Source organism: Metalysinibacillus jejuensis, from assembly GCF_003057615.1.
In the GTDB taxonomy this organism is placed as follows: domain Bacteria; phylum Bacillota; class Bacilli; order Bacillales_A; family Planococcaceae; genus Metalysinibacillus; species Metalysinibacillus jejuensis.
Genome location: NZ_QAFW01000022.1, coordinates 22,685 through 41,204, shown reverse-complemented (window position 1 = coordinate 41,204; position 18,520 = coordinate 22,685). Strand labels below are relative to the sequence as shown.

Here is an 18,520-nt window from a genome sequence, read left to right as displayed (position 1 = left end):
CTTGAAGACGACAAGGTAGATAGGTTCGGCGTGGAAGTGTGGCGACATACGGAGCTGACGAATACTAATCGGTCGAGGACTTAACCAACTACTTTACAAAAAACAATGAAGTTTATCCAGTTTTGAGTGAACACACTCAAAAGGTCTAGTGATAATGGCAAAGAGGTCACACCCGTTCCCATACCGAACACGGAAGTTAAGCTCTTTAGCGTCGATGGTAGTTGGGGTTAGCCCCTGCGAGAGTAGAACATCGCTAGGCAATAGAAAAAACGAGTAGCTCCTAAGAGTTACTCGTTTTTTGTTGTGGGAAAAATGTTATAATTGTAATGGTTTGGTTAAAGGAGTGAAAATTATTAATACAAAAGATTTGCGTATCCCTGTTAAGCGATATCGACCAGAGATAGAAGGGTTACGCACAATAGCTACATTGCTCGTAGCAATTTATCATATTTGGTTTGGCAGAGTATCAGGAGGAATTGATGTATTTTTCGTGCTATCCGGATTTCTCATTACTACATCGCTATTAGCGCGAGTGGAAAAAGAAGGAACAATTAACGTATTTGATTTCCTTTTGGGCTTAGCTAAACGTTTGTTTCCTCAAGCATTACTCGTGATTTCTTTTATTATGATAGCGGGGTTATTTTTCCTACCACCTCATATGTGGCAAAATTTAACGCCTCATATGCTAGCTTCTGTCTTTTATTATGAAAATTGGCGACTAGCCTTTGATGCGGTAGATTATTTATCAACAGATAGTGATACAAGTCCATTTCAACATTATTGGTCGTTAGGTATTCAAGGTCAATTTTATTTAATATGGCCAGTAGTTATTTTATTTAGTTATTTTATAGCTCGTAAAGTTTTTAAGAAGCCTGTCAGAAAGACTTTTCTTAGCGTTTTATTAATTATCTTTGTTACATCATTATCTTATTCTGTTTATAAAACGACTGTTAATCAGCCAAGGGCTTACTTTGATACATTTGCTAGGGCTTGGGAATTTAGTATTGGGGGCATTCTTGCTTTATTATTACCTTATTTAAAATGGTCAAATATTTTAAATGTAATTTTAGGATGGTTAGGTCTAGCGATTATTTGTTTAACAGGTGTTTTATTGCCTGTATCAACAGTCTTTCCAGGTTATTTAGCATTAGTACCGATAACAGGTGTCTTGTTAATTATTATTACTACAAATCACAACCCTACATACGGTGTACAACACTTACTAACTTACAAGCCACTTATGTATTTAGGTGGATTAACTTATGGCATTTATTTATGGCACTGGCCGTTACTACTATTTTACCAGCATTATAAAAACACCACGGTTTTAACATTAACAGAAGGTGTTATTTTATTAGTAGTTACATTAATATTATCCTTATTTTCTACGAAGGTTATCGAAGCTCGCATTAGGCCGCTATCAATACAAAACCAACGTATTAAAGTAATTAGCGTATTAGCAGCCTCTTTGGTTTTAACCGCTTTTATTGGGTTCATTGCATATAATAAAATAGATGCTGTGCAGGCTCAAAGTTTAATAGCCATGGGCAACACTGAAGATTACCCTGGTGCTATGGCTAAACTTTATGGCATAACACCATCAGAAGTCGAATCTTATCTACCTTCAGAAATAGATATTGTGCAAGATTTTCCTAGCTTTTATCAATATAAAGAGTGTTTAGGTAAAGATGGTGTTGATGTTAAGAAGTGCTCTTTTGGTCAAAAAGAGAATCCAAAATATGTAGTAGCAATGGTTGGAGGGTCTCACTCAGTACACTGGTTCCCTGCTTTAGAAATTTTAGCTGAACAACTTGAGTTTCGTATAGACTCTTACAATCATGATGGTTGCCGATTTACAGATCAAGATAAGGAAAAGCAATTGACTGAAACTTGTTTAGAGTGGAATGAAAATGTTATTGCAGCCTTGCAAGAGAATCCACCTGATTTGGTATTTACAACAGCTACATTAAATAAAAGAGCTGATATTCCTCAAGGTTATATTAACCAATGGACTAAATTACAAGACGTAACGACGATTTTTGCAATTAGAGATAATCCGAGAATGAAAGAAAATATCGCTCAATGCTTAGCTAAAACTACCAACCCTTTAGATTGTGCTATCCCTAGAGATGAAGGTGTATCACCTACAATTCCTTGGGAAACTACACCTAACATACCGAATAATGTGATTTTTGCAGATTTAACAGACTATTTTTGCGATGAAGAAATATGTCCGCCTGTAATAGGAAATGTTGTGATTTATCGAGATAATAATCACATTACGGCAACGTATGCAAAAACTTTAGCACCAGCACTAAAAGCACCACTAGAGAGCGCATTAAAACAAACAAAAGGTAGGTGATAGCGTGGCTATTTGGTATGAAGTACAACAAGATGAAAGCATAGAACAATGTTTAACAAGAATGAAGCAAGATGGTTATATCGCAGTGGCTAGAAGAGAAGAACCGATTTTCCAGCTTGTGGATGGAGAGCCGCAACTTCTGCGCCAAAAAATCGAATTTAAAGCGCTTGCAACCGAAGAATAAAGATTTTGTGTTAAAAATACGAACGATTATATGACTTTAAAATAAAATGTTCGTTTAATTCATTGACGAGATTTATTGTAGTTGATAAAATATGAGGGTAAAGGTTACGCCCCATATAATCCGAAGAATTGGCTTTGGAGTATCTACCTAGCACCTTAATGCTAGACTATGAGGAAAATCAGTCTTTGAGTTAAAGAGCACCTCGTGTTTAATCCTCAAACTACTGTTTTCTCATGGAGATGAAAATAGTAGTTTGGGGAATTTTTTTATGTAACGAAAAGGAATTGTTCAAAGGAGCGAATTATTCATGAATCCGAAAATCGGTATCATTATGGGTAGTACAAGTGATTGGGAAACAATGAAGCATGCATGTGATGTGTTAGATGAGTTAGGTGTTGCTTATGAAAAACAGGTGGTTTCGGCACACCGTACACCTGATTTAATGTTTGAATATGCAGAGGCAGCAAGAGGTCGTGGGATTCGAGTAATCATTGCTGGCGCAGGCGGTGCTGCTCATTTGCCGGGGATGGTAGCAGCTAAAACGACATTACCAGTAATCGGTGTTCCTGTACAATCCCGTGCGTTAAATGGTTTAGATTCTTTATTATCAATCGTTCAAATGCCTGGTGGTGTACCAGTAGCTACAGTAGCCATTGGTAAAGCTGGTGCAACGAATGCAGGGCTTTTAGCCGCACAAATCTTATCTACAACAGACGAAACAATCACAGCAAATTTAGAACAACGACGTGAACGTACGAAAGCACAAGTAATTGAAAGCTCAGGTGACTTATTGTGACAAAAGTGATTTATCCAGGGCAGACAATCGGCATTATTGGCGGTGGTCAATTAGGGCGAATGATGGCCTTAGCGGCTAAGGAAAGTGGCTTTAAGATTGCTGTACTTGAACCTACAATGGATTCTCCTTGTGGTCAAGTTGCGGATATTCGTATCGTAGCAAATTATGATGATGAGTCAGCTTTAGAAGAATTAGCTGAAGTAAGTGATGTTATAACATTCGAGTTTGAAAATATAGATTATGAAGGTCTAAAACGTTTAGGCCAAATTGCCAATGTTCCTCAAGGAGCAGAATTAGTACGCATTACGCAAGATCGTATTATCGAAAAAGCTTCATTAGTAGAAGCAGGTGTTGAAGTTTCACCGTATGTCGTAGCGCAAACTTATGAGGAGTTAGTAGAGCGAGTAGCTACTATTGGCTATCCTTGTGTGGTGAAGACTGCACGTGGGGGTTACGACGGTAAAGGCCAACAAACACTATACAATGAGAAAGATTTAATAAAGGCAAAACCACTCTTTGATCATGCGGCATGTGTAGCAGAGGCATTCGTATCTTTTACGAAAGAAATTTCAGTAATCGTACAGCGCAGTAGCAATGGCGATACGTACTGTCAACCGATCGGAGAGAACATTCATGTGAATCATATTTTACATGAGACGATTGTGCCTGCACGCATTGAAGAGACGACGGCACAAAAAGCAGAACAAGCAGCCATTCAAATTGCTAATGCCTTACAACTCGTAGGCACGTTAGCAGTGGAAATGTTCGTGCTTAAAGACGGTGGCATTTTAATTAATGAATTGGCACCACGCCCACATAATTCAGGGCATTATTCTATCGAAGCTTGTAACGTTTCACAGTTTCACCAACATATTCGTGCTGTCTGCGGCTGGCCATTACGAAAACCTGAATTATGGGCACCTTCTATTATGGTGAATGTACTAGGTCAACACGTTATGCCGTTAACCAATGCTATTGCTAAATATCCGCACTGGTCTATCCATTTTTATGGTAAAAAAGAGGCGAAAGAAAATCGTAAAATGGGACATGTCACAATCATGACAGAAAACATTGACGCGACATTAGAAGAAATTAACGCATCAAGTATTTGGTCTGAGTAACACCTGCTAAATTAGCAGTTACAATATATCCAATTTCTTAGGAGGAAATGAAAATGACGAAAGTAAATGTATATGTAAAACTTCGTGAAAGTGTTGTAGACCCACAAGGAACAGCAGCGAAAGAGGCACTTCAAGCGATGGGCCATAACACGGTGAAAAATGTTCGTATCGGTAAGTTAATCGAGCTAGAAGTAGAAAGCAATACAGTTGAAGCAGACGTTACTAAAATGTGTGATGAGCTACTAATCAACAAAGTTATTGAAGACTACCGCTTTGAAATCGAGGGGGAGTAATACAATGAAATTCGCAATTTTAACATTTCCGGGGACAAGTTGTGAAGTTGATATGCAACACGCGATCTCAACAGTAGTAGGTGGCGATTCAGAAATTATTTGGCATAAAGATGCTGATATTAGTAAGTATGACGGCATTATCGTACCAACAGGTGCAAGCTTTGGCGATTACTTACGCCCAGGCGCATTAGCAAAAAGCACAGAGTTAGCAAAGCAAGTAGTAGCTTTTGCAGCTACGGGTAAGCCTGTAATTGGTGTAGGAAGTGGTTTTCATATTTTAGTAGAGCTCGGTTTATTACCAGGCGCATTTTTAATGAATCCTTCATTGAAGTTCGAAACGGGCAAAGTGAATGTACGTGTTAATAATAATACAAAATTCACGTCAGCTTATGAGCAAGATACAGTCATTGCATTACCGTACGCTCAACAATTTGGTACGTATTATGTTGATGCGGATACAGCAAAACAATTACAAGACAATAATCAAGTTGCCTTCACATATACAGATGAGTCATTTAATAGTACAGCAGCAATTGCTGGTGTCATTAATCAACAAGGTAATGTTTTAGGCATGATGCCATTACCTGAGCGTGCAGTGGAAGAAATTATCGGTGGTACACAAGGTCTACCATTCTTTGCATCTACTTTGAAAAATTGGAGTGAACAATAATGCTTGAACCTACAGCGCAACAAGTAAAAGACGAAAAATTATACTTACAATTAGGTATGACTGAAGAAGAGTATGACTTAGCTGTACAAATGCATGGTCGTCTTCCTAATTACACAGAAATTGGTTTATTTTCGGCTATGTGGTCTGAACACTGTTCATATAAAAGCTCTACGCCTGTATTACGACGTTTCCCTACAAAGGGCGAGCGTGTATTACAAGGTCCTGGTGAGGGCGCGGGTATCGTAGACATTGGCGATAACCAAGCGGCTGTATTTAAAATGGAATCACATAACTCACCTTCTGCTATTGAGCCATTTATTGGTGCAGCAACAGGTGCAGGTGGTGTATTACGTGATGTGTTTTCGATGGGTGCACGTCCTGTTGCCTTAGTTAACTCATTACGTCTTGGTGATTTAACGGAGCCGCGTGACCGCTTCCTATTAAAAGAAGCAGTAGCAGGTATGGCAAGCTACGGTAACATTATTGGTGTACCAACGATTGCTGGGGAAGTTCAGTTTGACCAATGTTACTCAAAACGACCTCTCGTTAATGCGATGGCAGTGGGATTACTTAACCATGAAGATATGCAAAAAGGGTTAGCTTCAGGCGTAGGTAATACAGTATTATACGCAGGTGCTAAAACAGGCCGTGATGGTATTAATGGTGCTACGATGTCTTCTTCAGAAGTTGCAGTAGAAGAAAATGATGAATTACCAGTAATGCAGGCAGGAGACCCTTACCTAGAGAAACTCCTAATGGAAGCTTGTTTAGAGTTAGTACATCACGATGCTTTGATTGGTATTCAAGATATGGGTGCAGCAGGTTTAACATCATCATCAGCTGAAATGGCTGCTAAAGCAGGCTTTGGTGTTGAAATGAACTTAGATTTAATTCCACAACGTGAAGAAGGTATGACACCTTACGAAATGATGTTATCTGAATCACAAGAACGTATGTTAATCGTTGTGAAAAAAGGTAGTGAAGCTGAAATCATTGCGATTTTTGATAAATATGGTATTGAAGCATGTGCAGTAGGACATGTAACAGACGATAAATTATTACGCTTACTACACAAAGGTGAAGTAGTAGCAGAAGTATCTGTAGATGCGTTAGCAGAAGATAACCCTGTGTACAACAAGCCTTCACAAGAGCCAGCCTACTTTGCTGAGTTCCAAGCGATGGAAAATAAAGCACCACAAGTAACAGATTATAAAGAAACATTAGTTGCGTTACTGAAACGCCCTACGATTGCTTCTAAGGAATGGGTTTACAACCAATTTGATACGCAGGCGCGTGCTAATACAGTAGTCGCACCAGGTTCATCAGCAGGTGTCATTCGTGTAGCAGGTACAAACAAAGGCTTAGCTATGACATCAGATTGTAACTCTCGTTATGTATACCTTGATCCAGAAACAGGCGGTAAAATTGCAGTGGCAGAAGCGGCTCGTAATTTAATTTGTTCTGGCGCAGAGCCAATTGCTGTTACAGACTGCTTAAACTTTGGTAGCCCTGATAAGCCTGAAGTATTTTGGCAATTAGAAAAATCAGCAGACGGTATTTCTGAAGCATGTGTAGCACTAAATGCACCAATTATTAGTGGTAACGTATCGCTATCCAACGAAGTGAACGGTAAACCTATTTACCCAACACCAACATTAGGTATGGTTGGTTTAATCCAAGACTTAAATTATGTTGTAACATCTGATGCAAAACAAGCAGGTGACGCAGTGTATGTAGTAGGTGAAGCTAAGCCTGAATTTGGCGGTAGTGAGCTTCAACAAATGCTTGAAGGAAAAATTTCGGGTAAAGCACCAGCGTTAGATTTAGCTGTAGAAGCAAAACGTCAACAAGACGTATTAGCTGCAATTCGTAAAGGCTTAGTACAATCCGCTTCTGACGTATCAGAAGGTGGCTTAGCTGTAGCTTTATGTGAAGCTGTGTTTGGCAATGAATTAGGCCTAGATGTAACACTTACAGGTGAAGCAGTAACAGCGCTATTTAGTGAAACACAATCACGTTTTGTATTAACAGTAGCACAAGAAGATGTACAAGCATTTGAAGCAATCGTAACAGATGCTAAACAAGTCGGCGTTGTAACGAACAACAACACGATTACAATTAACGGTGAAGATGGTGTGCTTGTAACAGGTACGACAGCTGAGTTCCGTGACGCTTGGAAAGGGGCTATTGCATGCTTGCTGAAATAAGAGGCCTAAATGAAGAGTGTGGTGTGTTCGGTATTTGGGGAAACCCAAATGCCGCTCACTTAAGCTATTATGGCTTACATGCGCTTCAACATCGCGGTCAAGAAGGTGCGGGCATCGTCGTTTCTGATGGTCAGCACCTACGCGCGGTAAAAGGTGAAGGACTCGTCAACGATGTGTTTAATGAAGAGAAATTACGTTCAGTAGAAGGAGACCGTGCTATTGCACATGCGCGTTATTCAACAGATGGCGGCGCATCAGGAATTGAAGGGGTGCAACCTTTATTATTCCACTCATCTACAGGTAGCTTATCAATTGCACATAACGGCAATATTGTAAATGCCTCGCATTTAAAACAGTACTTAGAAAGACAAGGTAGTATTTTTCATACATCGTCAGATGCCGAAGTATTAGCGCATTTAATTAAAAAGAGTACACACTCACCATTTCGCGCTAAAGTGAAAAATGCTTTAGGATTATTAAAAGGTGCATATTCTTTATTAGTAATGACAAAGGATGAAATGTTAGTAGCACGTGATCCACATGGTTTACGTCCGTTATCTCTAGGTCAGTTAGGTGATGCTTATGTAGTAGCTTCAGAAACATGTGCCTTTGACTTAATTGGCGCTACTTTTGTGAGAGATATTGAACCAGGTGAACTTTTAGTCATCACAAGTGAAGGATTGAAATCTGAGCAGTTTGCAGACGTTACAAAACGTGCGATGTGCACGATGGAGTACGTCTATTTAGCGCGACCAGACTCAAATATTGATGGTATTAACGTGCATATGGCCCGTAAACGTATGGGTAAGCAACTTGCACGTGAATGCGCTCATATTGAAGCAGATGTTGTAACTGGTGTACCAGATTCGAGTATTTCAGCAGCGATTGGTTTTGCTGAGGAGAGCGGTATTCCGTACGAGCTTGGTTTAATTAAAAATCGTTACGTTGGCCGTACGTTCATTCAGCCAACGCAGGAGCTACGTGAACGTGGTGTAAAAATGAAGTTGTCGCCAGTTATTCAAGTAGTAAAGGGTAAACGAGTAATTATGGTAGATGACTCAATCGTTCGTGGTACAACTTCACGACGCATTGTTACGATGTTAAAAGAAGCAGGTGCTGCAGAGGTGCATGTCGTAATTAGCTCACCACCAATGACAGATCCTTGCTATTATGGCATTGATACATCAACGCATGAAGAATTGATTGCGTCTAATAATACAGTAGAACAAATCCGTGAAAAAATTGGTGCGGATTCATTAACCTTTTTATCCGTAGATGGGACAGTAGACTCGATTGGACGAGAGTATGAAGACGAAAACGGCGGCTTATGCATGGCGTGTTTCACTAAAAACTATCCAACGGAAATTTTCCCAGATACGATTTTACCACACGAAAAAGAACTGTTACGTTAAGGAGGAAATCTGCATGTCAAAAGCATATGAGCAAGCAGGCGTTAATATTGAAGCGGGTTATGAAGCGGTGAAGCGTATGAAGTCACACGTGGAGCGCACAGCACGAAAAGGTATTATGGGTACGTTTGGTGGCTTTGGAGGTATGTTCGATTTATCTGAACTTAACTTAAAAGAGCCAGTACTAATTTCAGGTACTGACGGTGTAGGTACAAAATTAAAGTTAGCATTTATGGTAGATAAGCATGACACAATTGGTGTTGACTGTGTAGCGATGTGTGTAAACGATATCGTAGCTCAAGGTGCAGAGCCATTATACTTTTTAGATTATGTAGCGCTTGGTAAAGCTGAGCCTGCAAAAATCGAGCAAATTGTTAAAGGTGTAGCGGATGGTTGCGTACAATCAGGAGCTGCTTTAATCGGTGGCGAAACAGCTGAGATGCCAGGTCTTTATGATGAAGATGAGTATGACCTTGCTGGCTTTGCGGTAGGTGCTTGTGAGAAAGCGGCTATCGTAACAGGCGAAAAAATTGCTGAGGGCGATGTATTAGTAGGTATTGCATCAAGCGGTGTGCATTCAAATGGCTATTCACTCGTACGTAAGATTGTGTTTGAAGATAACGGCTACGCTATTGATGCTGTAGTAGAAGGTTATGAAACACTAGGTAAAATTGGTGAAGCTTTATTAACACCAACAAAACTTTATGCAAAACCTGTAATGGAAATGTTAAAAGAAGCTGACATTCATGGTATGGCACACGTAACGGGCGGTGGTTTTTATGAAAACTTACCACGTATGATGCCAGGAGGTTTAGCTACAGAAGTTGACCTTGGTACATGGCCTGTGCTACCTATTTTTGAATTTTTAAAAGATAAAGGTCAGTTAGAAGACAAAGATTTATACAATGTCTTTAATATGGGGATTGGCTTTGTCATTGCTGTTAAATCAGAAGAAGCTGACAAAGTTATTGAGATTGCAAAGAAGCACGGAGAAAAAGCATATACTATCGGGCGTGTTGTGAAAGGCGAAGGCGTAATCTTCAATGGCGAGCATGACGGGAGTTTAGTGTAATGGCACCAAAGATTGCAGTGTTCGCTTCAGGTAGTGGTAGCAATTTTCAAGCGCTACATAATGCTATTGAAGCGCAAAAGTTAAATGCGGAACTCGTCGTAATGGTGACAGATAAACCGGAGGCATTTGTAGTGGAGCGCGCGAATAAAGTGGGTGTTGAGGCACTTGCTTTTTCACCTAAAACATATGACACAAAAGCGGCGTATGAACAAGCCGTTATAGCAGCATTGCAACAGCGTGGAGTAGAATGGATTGTTCTTGCGGGTTATATGCGCTTAGTCAGTGAAGTATTATTACAAGCGTATCCAAATCGCATCGTCAACATTCATCCGTCACTACTGCCATCATTCCCAGGCAAAGATGCCATTGGCCAAGCTATAGCACATGGTGTAAAAGTGACAGGTGTTACTGTGCATTATGTTGATGAAGGCATGGATACGGGACCTATCATTGCACAGCGAGCAGTTAATATTATCGAAGGTGACGTAGAGGCGACAGAAGCTGCTATTCACCGTGTAGAACATGAATTATATACAGAAGCGTTAAACCAAATTTTAAAGTGAGTATGAGGAGGAAAAGCGACGTGACGAAACGTGCGTTAATTAGTGTATCAAATAAAGAGGGCGTTGTAGAATTTGCGCAAGCCTTAGTCGAATTAGGATTTGAAGTATTATCAACAGGTGGCACACATAAGTTACTAAGTGATAGCGGTGTAGCGGTAACAGCGGTAGATCAAGTGACAAATTTCCCGGAAATTTTAGGTGGTCGTGTGAAAACATTAAACCCAATGATTCACGGTGGACTTTTAGCGAAACATGATGATGCTGAACACGTAGCGCAAATGAACGAGCACGGTATTGAGCCGATTCAAGTCGTTTGTGTGAATTTATACCCATTCGTTGAAACAATTTCAAAGCCTGATGTAACAATGGAAGATGCTATTGAAAACATTGATATTGGCGGCCCAGCAATGTTACGCGCTTCTGCAAAAAATCATCAGTATGTAACTGTAGTAGTAGACCATAACGATTATGCTACAGTGTTAAATGAATTAAAAACTGAAGGTACAACAACACTAGAAACACGCCGTAAGCTCGCAGCTAAAGTATTCCGTCATACTGCAGCATATGACTCATACATTTCAAATTATTTAACACAAGCAACAGGCGAAATGTATCCAGAAAACTTAACTGTTACGTATGAATTAAAGCAAAATTTACGCTACGGTGAAAACCCACACCAACAAGCAGCATTTTATCAAAAACATTTAGGTTCAGATTTCTCGTTGGCGTCTGCAACGCAACTGCACGGTAAAGAATTATCATATAATAATATTCAAGATGGCAACGCGGCGCTACAAATTGTTAAAGAGTTTGAAATGCCAGCAGCCGTAGCTGTAAAGCATATGAATCCTTGTGGTGTTGGTACAGGTACAACAATTGAAGAAGCATTTGATAAGGCGTATGCAGCTGACCCAACTTCTATTTTTGGCGGTATTATTGCGCTTAATCAAGAAGTCGATAGTGCAACTGCAACGAAGTTAAGTGAAATTTTCTTAGAAATTATTATTGCCCCAGCGTTCTCACAAGAGGCACTCGACATTTTAACGAAAAAGAAAAACATTCGCTTACTTACAATTCCGTTTGAACAAGCGAAAAAAGATGCATTTAATGTCGTGTCAGTAGAAGGCGGTTTATTAGTGCAAGAGCCAGATCGTTTTGGCTTTGCGGATGCAGAAATTAAAGTAGCGACAGACCGTGAGCCAACAGAGGCTGAGTGGGAAGCGCTAAAATTAGGTTGGGCTGTAGTAAAGCATGTTAAATCAAATGCGATTGTCGTGACTGATGCACAAATGACACTAGGCGTTGGTGCTGGTCAAATGAACCGTGTTGGAGCGGCTAAAATTGCTTTTGAACAAGCAGGCGAAAAAGCACAAGGTGCGGCATTAGCATCGGATGCATTCTTCCCAATGGGAGACACAGTAGAAGCCGCAGCAAAAGCAGGCATCACAGCAATTATTCAACCAGGCGGTTCTATTAAAGATCAAGAGTCAATTGATATGGCAAACAAATATAATATCGCAATGGTATTTACAGGCGTTCGTCACTTTAAACATTAATAGGGGATTACGTTTAAACAAATACGATAACAGCGCGATGTGTGAGGCATCGCGCGTTTTTTAACATAGGAGGGTTTTATCAATGAAAGTTCTTGTAATTGGTAGCGGAGGTCGCGAGCATGCGATTGCTAAGCAATTTGCACAATCCGCTTCTGTGGAAAAAGTGTTTGTAGCACCAGGTAATGATGGAATGAAGCAAGATGCAGAAATTGTGGCAATTTCTGCAACGGATTTTGCAGCACTTGCTACATTCGCGCAAGACAACGCCATCGATTTAACATTCGTTGGCCCAGAACAACCATTAGCTGAAGGCATTGTTGATTATTTTACTGCGCGTAATTTGCTTATTTTTGGCCCGACAAAAGTAGCGGCACAAATTGAAGGTAGTAAATCTTATGCGAAAGATATAATGAATAAATACAATATTCCTACAGCTGCGCATGCAACATTCACTGAAGCAACGGCAGCGGTGACCTATATTAAAGAGCAAGGTGCACCGATTGTAATTAAGGCGGATGGTTTAGCTGCCGGCAAAGGTGTAATTGTCGCGATGACAGAGCAAGAAGCAATTGAGGCAGTAGAAGACATGATCGGTAATCAACGTTTCGGTGAGTCATCTTCTCGTGTTGTCATTGAAGAGTTTTTAGATGGCGAAGAGTTTTCATTTATGTCATTTGTGCATAAAGGACAAATTTATCCGATGGTTATCGCACAAGATCATAAGCGCGCGTATGATGGAGATAAAGGACCGAATACAGGTGGTATGGGTGCTTACTCACCGGTACCGCAAATTTCACAAGACATTGTGGATGAAGCATATCGTACTGTAGTAGAGCCAACGGTAAAAGCAATGGAAGCTGAAGGGGCATCATTCACAGGTATTTTATATGCAGGACTTATTCTAACGAAAAATGGTCCAAAAGTTATCGAGTTTAATGCGCGCTTTGGTGACCCAGAAACTCAAGTAGTACTACCACGCATGACATCAGATTTTGGTGCATTTATGATGGCGTTAATGAAAGAGCAACCATTTGAATTAACGTGGTCTGACGAAGCAATGTTAGGTGTAGTAGTAGCTGCAGAAGGCTATCCTGGTGATTTAGAGAAAGGTAACCCTTTACCAGACCTTACACAACTCTCAACAGATGTCGCCGTTTATCATGCGGGTACAAAGCTTGAAGGTGAAACGTTTGTAGGCAATGGTGGTCGTGTAATTTTAGTCGGTGCTAAGGCTGCTACCTTACAACAAGCACAACAGAAAGTATATGATGCGCTTGAAAAGCATACGTGGGACAAATTCTTTTATCGTAAAGATATTGGCTGGCGTACATTTAAATAAAACGAGTGATAACTGAGGTGGGCTTTTGCCATCTCAGTTTTTTTGTTATATAAGTAAGAAGATAAAAATAATAAGGCGACCTTTTTATTTCGTGTGCAAAAAAGCTCGCTTATGTATAAAATATAGTAGTACAATACTGATAATTTTAAAAACTTTAACACTTTGCATTATGAAAGCGCTATGATACGATTAACTAGAACATTTTTATTGTAGTAGCATAGCAAAGTTGTGAGGAGGATGAGGTAAATGGTAGCACCTTTATGGAAAATAGATGAGTTGAGAGAGCATGTAGCAGTAGTCGACGGTAAAGTAGCACCTACATTAGTGTTAGCCAATGCGCGCTATTTGCATAGTATATTTAAAACGTGGATGACTGCTAATATTTGGATTTATAAAGATCGTATCATTTATGTGGGCGAGAAGATGCCGAGTGCTGATGCGTCAATAGAAGTTATGGACTGTACAGGCAAAACGATTGTACCTGGTTATATTGAGCCGCACGTGCATCCCTTTCAATTATATGGGCCTGATAATTTTGCGAACTTTGCAGCTCAAAGTGGTACGACTACATTTATTTCAGATAACTTAAACTTTTTTTTAGCGCTTAAAAATGAGCAAGCATTTGCTGTCATTGACCGATTAAATACATTACCTTATAGCTTTTATTGGTGGGCAAGATTCGACTCTCAAACAGAATTGCCTAATGAAGAGGAACTTTTTACGAGCACCCGAATTATCGAATGGCTCTCTAGAGATGATGTGTTATTAGGTGGCGAATTAACGGGGTGGACGAGGTTAATCCGAGGTGATGATCACATGTTGTCTCGCTTACAACTCGCAAAACGTCTACATAAAAAAGTAGAGGCGCACCTACCCGGTAGTTCACCGCGTACGCTAGCACGTTTGAAATTAATGGGAGCCGACGGTGATCATGAGGCGATGACAGCTGAAGAAGTAGAGAATCGTTTGCACCAAGGTTATGGTGTAACGTTACGTTACTCTTCAATTCGTCCTGATTTACCACTATTACTACGTGGCGTGCTAGAAAAAGAACTCAATGTTTTTGATCATCTCATGATGACGACCGATGGCTGTACACCACTTTTTTATGAAGACGGCATTATGGATAAGTGTATTCGTCTAGCATTACAAGAAGGGGTTGCACCAATTGATGCTTATCAAATGGCTTCTTACAATATTGCACGTTACTATGATATGACTAATTTACACGGTGTAATTGCTACAGGGCGCTTTGCTACACTCAATATTTTACGAGATGAATTTTCGCCGACGCCTGAAAGTGTCCTAGCTAAAGGGACATGGGTAAAGCGTAACAGTGAGAGTTGTTATGACACTTTAATTGAGTACCCAGAGTTTAGTGACTACAGTATAGACTTTGATTTAACATTAGATGATTTTCAATTTTCTACACCTGTTGGTATTACGATGATTAATGATGTAATTACTAAACCTTATACAGTAACGCTACCTACAGATGGCGACTTAGCTACGACTCATGATGAGAGCTATTTAGTACTCATTGATAAGAACGGAACGTGGCGTGTTAATACCTTATTAAAAGGCTTTGCTACAGCAGTTAAAGGTTTTGCTTCAACGTATTCAAATACAGGTGACATTATTATTATCGGAAAAACAATACGCGATATGATGCATGCTTTTGCAGAAGTGAAACGTATGAATGGGGGCATAGCGTTAGTTGAAGATAATAAAGTCATTGCTAAGTTACCGCTCCAAGTAGCAGGGGCCTTTTCGAATGAGCAATTAGACGTAGTAATTGAACAGGAGAGAGAGCTTCGCCAAGCCTTGACGGAGCGTGGATATGAAAAAGGTGATGCGATTTATACGTTGTTATTTTTAATGTCTATCCATCTACCTTATATTCGTATTACACCAAAAGGCATTTATGATGTTATGAAAGATAAAGTGTTACTACCAGCAGTAATGCGTTAATGAGGGAGCGTTTGTTGTGAGGAAAAGGACGATGGCAGTAGCTTTAATAAGTTTAGCGCTACTAGGAGGATGCAGTAGTAAAGAAGAAATACCAACACCTACTAAAAAAATAGAAGCTCCTGCCAAAAAGCAAGTATTTTATACGCCATTTACAGGGGAAGCGGTAGAGCAAGAAGCTACGTTACGCCCTGTTATCGTAACGATTAATAATCACCCTGATGCTAGACCACAATCAGGCTTAAATGCCGCAGATATTATTTACGAGATGGTAGCAGAGGGCAACACCACACGCTTTTTAGCGTTATATGAAAGTGAATTACCTGAACAAGCGGGGCCTGTACGTAGCGCGCGTTCATATTTTGTAGACATTGCTAAAGGCTATGATGCTTTTTATATTGCACATGGTTTTAGTCCAGAAGCTAAGCAAATGTTGCGTGATAATGTAGTAGACAACATAAATGGTATGGACTATGATGGTACACTGTTTAAGCGTGCTACAGACCGTGTAGCACCCCATAACTCTTATATTAGTAAAGATAATATAAAAGAAGCGGCAGTATTAGCGGGTGCAGATTTAACGTATAACGGTCGCACTTACCATGAGTTTTATCATCCTCAAGAAAAAGTGATTGAAGGTACAGAGGCAACGAATATAGCGGTTAATTTTGGAGGAGGCGCAGCATTTATGAGTGCGTTTACGTATAATCCGAGCACGGAAAAATATACGCGTACGTCTAACGGCTACCCTACTACAGATTTACTTGATGGTGAGCAAGTTGCGCTTGATAATGTAGTATTTTATGAAATGAATCACACTACAATTGATGAAGTTGGACGACAAGCGATTGATTTATATACGAGTGGCAATGCTCGTATTTATCAAAAAGGCATGGTGCGTGATGTGCGCTGGGAAATGCGTCAAGGCGTGCCGGTAGCGATCGAGCAAGATGGCTCTTATGTGAAATTAGTGCCGGGGAAAACGTGGATTAACTTTATTTCGACGACGCCAGGACTTGCGACAGCTGTAACGAACTACTAATTTATTGGAGGAACAAAACTATGCAAATCGAAAAAATTAGAGGGCATCAAACAGATCAATTATTTAAAGCTGTTTTAGAGCTGAAAAATATTGAAGAATGCTACGAGTTTTTTGATGATTTATGTACGATAAGTGAAATTCAGTCATTAGCACAACGCTTTGAAGTAGCTCATTTATTACGTTTAAAAAAGACGTATGAAACGATAAAAAAAGAAACAGGTGCTTCTACTGCTACAATTTCGCGCGTGCGTCGTTGCTTCGATTATGGTAATGATACGTATGATAAAATGTTAGGCCGTCTTTATCCAGACGAGAAGCCATTCCAAGCAAAATGATATAATAAGAAACGTTGATAAGTTCAACGTTTCTTTTTTTATGAATAACGAAAAAGGTGGTTAGTGTAATGGAATTTGATTACAAAGCGTGGCAACATGTTTTTAAATTAGACCCAGCAAAAACGATTTCGGATGAGGATTTAGCAGCTGTGTGTGAGTCCGGAACAGACGCTATTATCGTAGGAGGTACGGACAATATTACGTTAGATAATGTGCTAGATTTATTAGTACGCGTAAGGCGCTATGCTATTCCTGTTATGTTAGAAGCTTCTGCACTTGATGCCGTTACACCAGGTTTTGACTCCTACGGCATTCCTGTTGTATTAAATAGCACAGAAGCCAAGTGGATTACAGGCATGCACCAAAAAGCTTTAAAAGAGTACGGGGATATTTTAGTATGGGAAGAATTAATTGCAGAAGGTTACTGTGTGCTAAACCCTGATTGTAAAGTAGCTGCTCTTACTAAGGCAAAAACTGCACTAGATGTAGAAGACGTACGTGCGTATGCACGGATGGCAGAGCAGTTTTTTGCTTTACCTATTTTCTACATGGAATATAGTGGCCAGTATGGAGATGTCGCTAAAGTACGTGCAGCTAAAGATGTATTAACTAAAACTCGGCTGTTTTACGGCGGAGGGATTGCAACATTGGCACAGGCAGAAGAAATGAAGGCAGTAGCCGATACTATTGTAGTTGGCAATGTAATTTACGAAGATTTAAAAGCAGCGCTGTCAACCGTTAAAGTTAAAAATACGTTATAATAAGAACAAACATTCGTAGGAGAGTGATAAATATGGAGCATATTACATCAAGCCTGGTAGCAGGAATGAACCCTCAGCAAAAAGAAGCCGTTATGACAACGGAAGGGCCATTACTAGTAATGGCAGGAGCTGGCTCAGGTAAAACGCGTGTTTTAACGCATCGTATTGCCTATTTAATGGTTGAGAAACAAGTATACCCTTCTAAAATTTTAGCGATTACGTTTACGAATAAAGCCGGTGCGCGCTGTTCTCATACAAACTGATTCAGCAATGAACAATAAAAATGAGAGGTAGTTAACTACCTAACTCTATACCTGAATAGAAAGGTGAAAATCCTTTCCTAGATTTAAGGTTGGAAATCTTGCCTAAGCCCTGCGACATGCGTTAATTACTTACATAGTTAATGTATGAGAGCTCGCTGAAGTCGGCAAACTCCGCCTGAAATGGTGGGAAGTTGTCGGGGTGCTATAAGAGTGCTATGCCTAGAGAATGGTTAACCATTGGAACGAACCTGTGGAGGAAAGGCCCGTAACATATGCCGAATGACAAGGCATATGCTTTATATAACAAGGTTCAGTCGTGATTATGATAGGCGGCTTTATGATAATCATATTACACAAGTAATGTTTTATGTTCCTCCAACCGCGGAGCATAAAATGGCTGACGGGTCATAATAGGAGGCTAAGGTACTTATGTAAAGCTAAGGTATAGGGAACAGCGGAACCATAAAAGAAAATGGTAAAGAGGGTAAGCTCAGATGTTTCTAAACAGGAGGAAATGACTGTTGTATTTATGGGGCAGCAGCCTGTAGTAGTGATGAAGCAAAGTAATGTTTGTGGAGC

General features: G+C 40.0%; 16 protein-coding genes, 2 rRNA genes, 1 pseudogene and 1 riboswitch. All 19 genes and pseudogenes read left to right on the top strand.

Annotation, left to right across the window (positions count from 1 at the left end; all coding sequences use genetic code 11):
* A 23S ribosomal RNA gene (locus DDE80_RS08595) occupies positions 1-88 on the top strand; the annotation flags it as partial.
* A gap of 56 nt (positions 89-144) precedes the next feature.
* Positions 145-259, top strand: a 5S ribosomal RNA gene (rrf, locus tag DDE80_RS08590).
* 39 nt (positions 260-298) lie between these two features.
* On the top strand, positions 299-2,362 hold the full coding sequence (locus DDE80_RS08585; RefSeq protein ID WP_235612306.1) for an acyltransferase family protein: 2,064 nt from the start codon (positions 299-301) through the stop codon (positions 2,360-2,362).
* 4 nt (positions 2,363-2,366) lie between these two features.
* The gene (locus tag DDE80_RS08580; RefSeq protein WP_108307253.1) at positions 2,367-2,546 is read left to right on the top strand and encodes an NETI motif-containing protein; all 180 of its coding nucleotides are present in this window, start codon (positions 2,367-2,369) and stop codon (positions 2,544-2,546) included.
* 91 nt (positions 2,547-2,637) lie between these two features.
* Positions 2,638-2,735, top strand: a riboswitch (purine riboswitch).
* A 118-nt stretch (positions 2,736-2,853) separates the two neighbouring features.
* Positions 2,854-3,342, top strand: a complete 489-nt coding sequence (purE, locus tag DDE80_RS08575) for a 5-(carboxyamino)imidazole ribonucleotide mutase (protein ID WP_108307252.1) — start codon at positions 2,854-2,856, stop codon at positions 3,340-3,342.
* Positions 3,339-4,463 (top strand): 5-(carboxyamino)imidazole ribonucleotide synthase, encoded by a 1,125-nt coding sequence (gene purK, locus DDE80_RS08570; protein WP_108307251.1) that lies wholly within the window; start codon positions 3,339-3,341, stop codon positions 4,461-4,463. The genes purE and purK overlap by 4 nt, the downstream gene beginning before the upstream one ends.
* Positions 4,464-4,516: 53 nt before the next feature.
* Entirely contained in the window at positions 4,517-4,756 is a 240-nt protein-coding gene (purS, locus tag DDE80_RS08565) for a phosphoribosylformylglycinamidine synthase subunit PurS (RefSeq protein ID WP_108307250.1), read from the top strand.
* Positions 4,757-4,760: 4 nt separating this feature from the next.
* Entirely contained in the window at positions 4,761-5,426 is a 666-nt protein-coding gene (purQ, locus tag DDE80_RS08560; protein WP_108307249.1) for a phosphoribosylformylglycinamidine synthase subunit PurQ, read from the top strand.
* Entirely contained in the window at positions 5,426-7,633 is a 2,208-nt protein-coding gene (gene purL, locus DDE80_RS08555) for a phosphoribosylformylglycinamidine synthase subunit PurL (RefSeq protein WP_108307248.1), read from the top strand. Before purQ ends, purL begins: the two co-directional genes overlap by 1 nt.
* Entirely contained in the window at positions 7,618-9,045 is a 1,428-nt protein-coding gene (purF, locus tag DDE80_RS08550; RefSeq protein ID WP_108307247.1) for an amidophosphoribosyltransferase, read from the top strand. Before purL ends, purF begins: the two co-directional genes overlap by 16 nt.
* A 13-nt stretch (positions 9,046-9,058) precedes the next feature.
* Entirely contained in the window at positions 9,059-10,114 is a 1,056-nt protein-coding gene (gene purM / locus DDE80_RS08545; protein WP_108307246.1) for a phosphoribosylformylglycinamidine cyclo-ligase, read from the top strand.
* A complete protein-coding gene (gene purN, locus DDE80_RS08540; RefSeq protein WP_108307245.1) occupies positions 10,114-10,677 on the top strand; it encodes a phosphoribosylglycinamide formyltransferase in 564 nt (187 codons plus the stop codon). Before purM ends, purN begins: the two co-directional genes overlap by 1 nt.
* 20 nt (positions 10,678-10,697) lie before the next feature.
* On the top strand, positions 10,698-12,233 hold the full coding sequence (gene purH, locus DDE80_RS08535; protein ID WP_108307244.1) for a bifunctional phosphoribosylaminoimidazolecarboxamide formyltransferase/IMP cyclohydrolase: 1,536 nt from the start codon (positions 10,698-10,700) through the stop codon (positions 12,231-12,233).
* An 82-nt stretch (positions 12,234-12,315) separates the two neighbouring features.
* Complete coding sequence (gene purD, locus DDE80_RS08530) at positions 12,316-13,572, top strand: phosphoribosylamine--glycine ligase (protein ID WP_108307243.1); 1,257 nt, start codon at positions 12,316-12,318, stop codon at positions 13,570-13,572.
* A 246-nt stretch (positions 13,573-13,818) separates the two neighbouring features.
* Entirely contained in the window at positions 13,819-15,543 is a 1,725-nt protein-coding gene (locus DDE80_RS08525; RefSeq protein ID WP_108307242.1) for an adenine deaminase C-terminal domain-containing protein, read from the top strand.
* Positions 15,544-15,574: 31 nt separating this feature from the next.
* Complete coding sequence (locus tag DDE80_RS08520; protein ID WP_108307241.1) at positions 15,575-16,582, top strand: DUF3048 domain-containing protein; 1,008 nt, start codon at positions 15,575-15,577, stop codon at positions 16,580-16,582.
* Between the two features lie 20 nt (positions 16,583-16,602).
* Complete coding sequence (locus tag DDE80_RS08515) at positions 16,603-16,917, top strand: YerC/YecD family TrpR-related protein (protein ID WP_108307240.1); 315 nt, start codon at positions 16,603-16,605, stop codon at positions 16,915-16,917.
* 68 nt (positions 16,918-16,985) lie between these two features.
* Entirely contained in the window at positions 16,986-17,678 is a 693-nt protein-coding gene (gene pcrB / locus DDE80_RS08510) for a heptaprenylglyceryl phosphate synthase (RefSeq protein ID WP_108307239.1), read from the top strand.
* A 32-nt stretch (positions 17,679-17,710) separates the two neighbouring features.
* Positions 17,711-17,914: pseudogene (locus tag DDE80_RS08505) on the top strand (UvrD-helicase domain-containing protein); the annotation flags it as partial.
* Positions 17,915-18,520 lie beyond the last annotated feature (606 nt).